Annotated in this window: 1 protein-coding gene; it reads left to right on the forward strand. The window is 60.3% G+C overall.

Features of this window, described 5'->3' with window-relative positions; all coding sequences use genetic code 11:
- Positions 1-2,081, forward strand: a 2,081-nt coding sequence (locus V3W40_RS34520; RefSeq protein WP_330216543.1) for a DUF6531 domain-containing protein, incomplete at both ends; no start/stop codon positions are given.

The raw sequence follows: 2,081 nt of genomic DNA on the forward strand, positions 1-2,081 counted from the left end.
ATGCGGCGGCCCCTTCGGATAAGACCGTCACCAACGGCTGCCCGGTGTCGATGGTTACCGGGGAGGAATTGCTCACCCTCACCGATGGTGTTTTAGACGGGATCTTGCCGTTCGAGTGGACCCGGCTGTATCGCACCAGTGCGGTGGAAGTGGATGGCGGGTTGGGGTTTGGCTGGAGTCATTCGCTGGCGCATCGGCTTGCGGTGTCGGGCGATTCGGTGGTGTGGACGGACCATGAGAACCGCAGTACTTCGTTTCCGATGCCGACTGTTGCTCGGCCAGCAATCACCAATAGTTTGGCCGAAGCCGCGATCTATTTGGGCGCGTCGCCGGATGAACTGGTGCTGGCCCAGGCGTCGCGGTTTTATCACTTTCGCGACGGTGTGCTGGTCTCGATCAGCAACGCGTACGACAACCGGCTGCGGATTTCTCGGGATTTTCTGGGGCGTATCGAGCGGCTGGATAACGGTGCGGGGTGCGCGCTGTTCCTGCGCTATGCGTCGGGCCGCATCGTCGCGGTGGACTACCAGGTGCAGCGGGCCGAAGACCGTGGTCCGTATGTCTGGATTACTGAGCAGAGCATTGTTTCCTACGCCTATGACGATGCTGGCCGACTGGTCTCGGCGACCAATGCGGTAGGTGAAAGCGAGGTTTATCGCTACGACGATCAGCACGTGATTCTTGAACGTGGACTGGCCGGTGGGGCGAGTTTCTTTTGGGAATGGGAACGGGCGGGCAAGGCTGCGCGATGTGTGCGGCATTGGGCCAGTTTTTCCCAGATGGATACGCGGTATGTCTGGGGGGACGACGGCCGTGTCACGCTGCACAACGCCGATGGCAGTCAGGAAGTGTATGTCCATGACGACCGGGCGCGGCTGGTGCAGCGGATTGATCCGGACGGTGCCCAGCATTTCAAATCCTACGACGCTAAAGGCCGGCTGACGGTTGAGCAGGATCCGCTGGGGGCGGTGACGGCGTATCAGTACGACGACGCCGGACACTTGGTGGCGTTGTTTCCCGGGGATGATGAGCCAACAACCTACGAGCATGACAATGGCTTCGTACGGGTTGTAAGGCGGGGTCTGGCGGTCTGGAAGTACGAGCGTAACGACCAGGGCGACGTCATTCGTAAGATCGATCCCGACGGACATGTTACGGATTACAGCTACGACAAATACGGGCAACTGGTTGGGGTTTGGTACCCGGATCACAGTTGTCAGCGGCTGGTGTGGAATGAGCGGGGGCAACTGGTTGAGGAGCAGCTGCCCAATGGCGGGATCAAGCGGTATCGCTATGACGATCTTGGCCGTCAGGTGGCGCGCGAGGATGAGCATGGCGCGCTGACCCAGTATCAGTGGGACAGCGTGGGTCGCTTGGTTCGCGTGGTGCTGCCCGGTGGGGCGTGTCGGGAATACAGCTACAACCCCTACGGAAAAATCACCGCCGAACGCGACGAACTGGGCCACGTCACCCGCTACGAATACGCCGACGGGTTGCACCTGATCAGTCGGCGCATCAACGCTGATGGCACTCAGGTCAACTACCGCTACGACAACGTGCGGTTATTGCTGACCGAGATCGAAAACGAAGTCGGCGAGACCTACCGACTTGCTTATCATCCCAACGGACTGATCCAGCAGGAAACCAGGTTTGATGGGCAGCGTACGGCCTACGTCTACGACCTCAACGGCAACCTGCAGGAAAAGACCGAACACGGTGACGATGGTAGTCAGCTCGTTACCCGTTACGAGCGAGACCACGCCGGACGCCTCGTCAGAAAAACCCTGCCCGACGGTAGCCTTGTTGAATATGCCTACGACCGTCAGGGCAACCTCCTCAGCGTCGACGACGGCCACTGGGCGCTCGCCTACGAATACGATAGCCAAAACCGCCTCACCGCCGAACACCAGGGCTGGGGCACCTTGCGCTACGGCTACGACGCCTGCGGCCAGCTTCAACACCTGCGCCTACCGGACAACAACCGCTTGGTGTTCAACCACGGCAAAGGCGGCCACCTCGCCACCGTCGAATTAAACGGCGCGCTGCTGACGTCTCATCTGTTCAAAGCCGGCCAGGAACAC

It is taken from the genome of Pseudomonas sp. AM8, from assembly GCF_036346475.1.
In the GTDB taxonomy this organism is placed as follows: Bacteria; Pseudomonadota; Gammaproteobacteria; order Pseudomonadales; family Pseudomonadaceae; genus Aquipseudomonas; species Aquipseudomonas marginalis.